We start from the raw sequence: 3,987 nt of genomic DNA, 5'->3' as shown, positions 1-3,987 counted from the left end.
CCGCCGGCCGCCGCCCCCCTTCGGCCCCCCCCCACCCGGCCGGGGGGGGGGCTCCCGTATCTTACACCCCCCCCGCCCGCCGGGCCCGCGGGCGGGACATAGGGTCCGCGTCCCCCGGCCCGGCGGCGGCCAGTCCGGCGGTCATGGCCGCGATCTTCGGGTTGCCCACCCTGGCCCGCATGTCGGCGAGCACCTCGTCGGCGCGATCGGCATCGCCCATGGACCACAACAGATTCGACACCCGGGTGCCGCCCCACCTGGCCAGCTGCGGTTCGGTCAGTTCGGCGGGATCGAAAGCGGCCAGGGTGCGCTCGGCCTCGATCCGGTGGCCCTGCCACAGCAGGGCGCGGGCCAGCAGGTCGGCCGCGGCCACCCCGCCCCTCCGCTCCACCGCCGCCCTGGCGAAACGCTCCGCCAACGGCAGATCCGCCACCGCGATGGCATCGGCGGCGGCGGCCTCGAACAGTTCCAGATCGGCGGATCGGTCGCTGTCGAGCGCCAGCTCGGCCAGCCGGATGCGCTCGGCGGCGGACTGCACCGGGCGCTGCTGCAGGGCGGAGAACAGCCTGCCGCGCAGCCTGCGGGCCGAGGCGATCCCGAGTCTTCGGCGGATCACCTCGCCGAAGAGCGGGTGGTTGTAGCGGACGACGAGCCGGTGATCGTGCTCGACCACCCGGATCACCCCGCGCGCCTCGGCCGCTTCCACCGCTTCCTCACCGGCCAGCTCGGACAGCACGTCCAGGTCGATGGGCTCGCAGAAGGTCAGCAGCTCCAGCACCCGCAACACCGGCTCGGGCAGCCGCTCCACCCGGTCCTCCAGCAGCGCCGCCAGCTCCGAGGTGACCGCCGCGCGCCCGCGCAGCTGCCACACCCCGTTCACCTGCCGCAGCGCCCCCGCCTCCAGCGCGCCCTCCACCAGGTGCTTGAGGAACAGCGCGTTCCCGCCGGAGGACTCCCACATCTGGTTCGCGGTGAAGCCCTCGAGCTGGCCGCCGAGCACGGTCTCCACCAGCCGCACGCTCTGGGGTTCGGTGAACGGGCGCAGGTCCACCCGCAGCAGGTGCCCGTCCTTCCACAGCGAGGTGACCGCGTCGGGGACCGGCACGCCTGCGCGCACGGTCGCGATCACCCGCACCGCCTTGTCGATGGCCAGTTGCAGCAGCAGGGTGGCCGAGAGCTGGTCGAGCAGATGGGCGTCGTCGACACCGAGGATGTCGGCGCCGTCGGCCAGCAGCGCCTCGCGGGCGGCGGCCATGAAGGTGACCGGGTCGTGGGCGGTGTAGGCGCCGACCAGGTGCGCGAAGACGCCCAACGGGATGCCGCGGGCGGATTCGGTGCCTGCCACCCAGCGGATGCGGCCGCCGACCGCGGCCCCGACCCGGCGGGCGAGGGTGGTCTTGCCCACACCGGCGTCCCCGGTGATGACGGCCCCCACGTGGTGGGGGCCGGTGATCGCGGCGCGGATCGCTTCGAACTCGGTTTCGCGCTCGACCATCGGCCAGTTCCGAGCCATGGGCACAACTGTAGAGCGTCGGGGTGCGCCGGACGCAGAACTCCCCTGTGCCACGCGGAGATTCGGTTCCGCGCGGAACCGTCGATCAGGCCGGCGCGGTCACCGGGCGCGGCCCGATCCAGCGGCTCACGATCGAGCCGGGACGCGGCCTCAGGCCAGCACGTCGTGGCGCACGATCGTCTGATCGCGGCCGGGGCCGACGCCGATGCAGGAGATCCGCGCGCCGGAGAGCTCCTCCAGCCGCCGCACGTAGGCCTGTGCGTTGGCGGGCAGCTCCTCGAAGGTGCGGGCCTCGGAGATGTCCTCCCACCAACCCGGCATCTCCTCGTAGATCGGCTTGGCGTGGTGGAAGTCGGTCTGGGTGGTGGGCATCTGCTCCACGCGCTTTCCGTCGACCTCGTAGGCCACGCAGATCGGCACCCGGTCCAGGCTCGACAGCACGTCCAGCTTGGTGAGGAAGTAGTCGGTGATGCCGTTGACGCGGGTTGCGTAGCGGGCGATGACCGCGTCGAACCAGCCGCAGCGGCGGGCCCGGCCGGTGGTCACGCCGACCTCACCGCCCTGCTTGGCCAGGAACTCGCCGTGCTCGTCGAACAGCTCGGTCGGGAACGGGCCCGAGCCGACGCGGGTGGTGTAGCACTTGAGGATGCCGAGCACCGTGCTGATCTTGTTCGGGCCGATGCCCGAGCCGACGGCCGCGCCGCCGGAGGTCGGGTTGGACGAGGTCACGTACGGGTAGGTGCCGTGGTCGACGTCGAGCAGGGTGCCCTGCGAGCCCTCCAGCAGCACGGTCTCGCCGCGCTCGAGCGCCTCGTTGAGCTGCAGGCGGGTGTCGGCGATGCGGTGCTTGAACTTCTCGGCCTCGGCCAGCACCTCGTCGACCACCTGCTGCGGGTCGAGCGCGCGGCGGTTGTAGATCTTGACCAGCACCTGGTTCTTGAACTCCAGCGCGGCCTCGACCTTCTGGGTGAGGATCTTCTCGTCGAGCACGTCGGCGGCGCGCACCCCCACCCGGGCGACCTTGTCCTGGTAGCAGGGGCCGATGCCGCGGCCGGTGGTGCCGATCTTCTTGTTGCCGAGGAATCGCTCGGTGACCTTATCGATGGCCACGTGGTACGGCATGATCAGGTGCGCGTCGGCCGACAGCAGCAGGCCGGTGGTGTCGACGTCGCGCTTCTCCAGGCCCTCCAGCTCGTCGAGCAGCACACCGGGGTCGACCACGACACCGTTGCCGATGACGTTGCGCACCCCCGGGGTGAGGATGCCGGAGGGGATCAGGTGCAGGGCGAACTTGTCGCCGTTGGGCAGCACCACGGTGTGACCGGCGTTGTTGCCGCCTTGGTAGCGGACCACCCATTGCAACCGGCCACCGAGCAGATCGGTCGCTTTGCCCTTACCCTCGTCGCCCCATTGGGCGCCGATGAGGACGATTGCCGGCATTGTGGGTCTCCTACGGATCGACGCGCAGCACGCCTGTGCTGCGGCTACCTGCCGTACTGAGGCGGTGGCCGGAAGGACAGTTTACCCATCGCCCCTCCGGGCCCCGGTAACCAGGGACCCGCGGCATGTGCCGCTCGCCCGCGCCGAGCGCGCGATCACAATGCCGACTCGGGCCGGGCGCGACCGGCCGAACGCGACTATGGTTGCTGCGGGCGAGCCGGATGGTCGGCCCGCTCGTGCGTGAGGGGTCGACCCCGGTCGGCCGGGAACCAGGAGGGTGTACGGCGGTTTGAGTACCCACGTTCTCCGCTGCGACCGGGCGCCGGTCCCGATCGCGCTGGCGGCACTGGCGACCACTCAAACGGCGGCCATCCCGGATACCGCGGTCATCGACGAACTGCTTCCGGTACTGGCCGCCGACAGCCTGCCGCGCCTGATCGTGCTCGGCGAGGACGCCGCGCTGGCCGCGGTGCTGACCCATCTGATGCGCACCGAACGTCTGCACGTCGAGATCGGCTACGTTCCCATCGACCGCACCTACGGGGCCCGCGCCTACGAGGTGGGCACCGGCAATTCCGCGGCCAAGCGCGCCATCAACGGCAAGGCCACCCAGACCCCGCTCATCCGCGACGACACCGGCACCGTGCTGGTCGGCCGGGCCACCATCACCGGCCCCGACGGCGGCAAGCTGGAGGGCGAGGCCTACGTCGACGACACCCTGTTGTTCAGCGGCAAGGTCAACGCCATGCACATCTCCCCCACCCTGCACATGCCCGGTGTGCGGGCCGCGGCGGCGCGAGGACTGCGCAAGCGGCGCTGGGTCGAGGGCAGGGCCGCCCAGCTCGGCTCGCCCGGCGCGGTGGTGACCCGCGACGGCATCCGCGGCTCGCGCACCGTGCCACGCTCGACCTTCTACCGCCATCACGAACCCTGGCTTCTGGTGCGATGACCCTGCCCTCCCCCCGCGGGGCCCCGGGGGGGGGGGGCCGCCCCCCCCGGGCGGCGGGGGGGGGCGCCACCCCCCGGCGGGGGGG

Annotated in this window: 2 protein-coding genes and 1 pseudogene; 1 reads left to right on the top strand and 2 read right to left on the bottom strand. The window is 72.2% G+C overall.

The genetic code is table 11. The features are described from left to right. Positions 1–121: 121 nt before the first annotated feature. Both QH283_RS12500 and QH283_RS12495 read right to left on the bottom strand, forming a co-directional pair. Positions 122–1,513, bottom strand: a pseudogene (locus tag QH283_RS12500) (helix-turn-helix transcriptional regulator); the annotation flags it as partial. A gap of 150 nt (positions 1,514–1,663) precedes the next feature. After that, positions 1,664–2,953 carry an adenylosuccinate synthase gene (locus QH283_RS12495; protein WP_280503170.1) on the bottom strand — a complete coding sequence of 430 codons (1,290 nt, stop codon included), beginning with the start codon at positions 2,951–2,953 and terminating at the stop codon, positions 1,664–1,666. A gap of 289 nt (positions 2,954–3,242) precedes the next feature. Here QH283_RS12495 and QH283_RS12490 point away from each other — a divergent pair, with 289 nt between their 5' ends. Beyond that, positions 3,243–3,902, top strand: coding sequence for a hypothetical protein (locus tag QH283_RS12490; RefSeq protein ID WP_280503169.1), 660 nt, complete (start codon positions 3,243–3,245; stop codon positions 3,900–3,902). Positions 3,903–3,987 lie beyond the last annotated feature (85 nt).

This window comes from Nocardia farcinica (genome assembly GCF_029867845.1).
Classification (GTDB): domain Bacteria; phylum Actinomycetota; class Actinomycetes; order Mycobacteriales; family Mycobacteriaceae; genus Nocardia; species Nocardia farcinica_A.
This window is presented reverse-complemented; position numbering and strand designations above follow the sequence as displayed.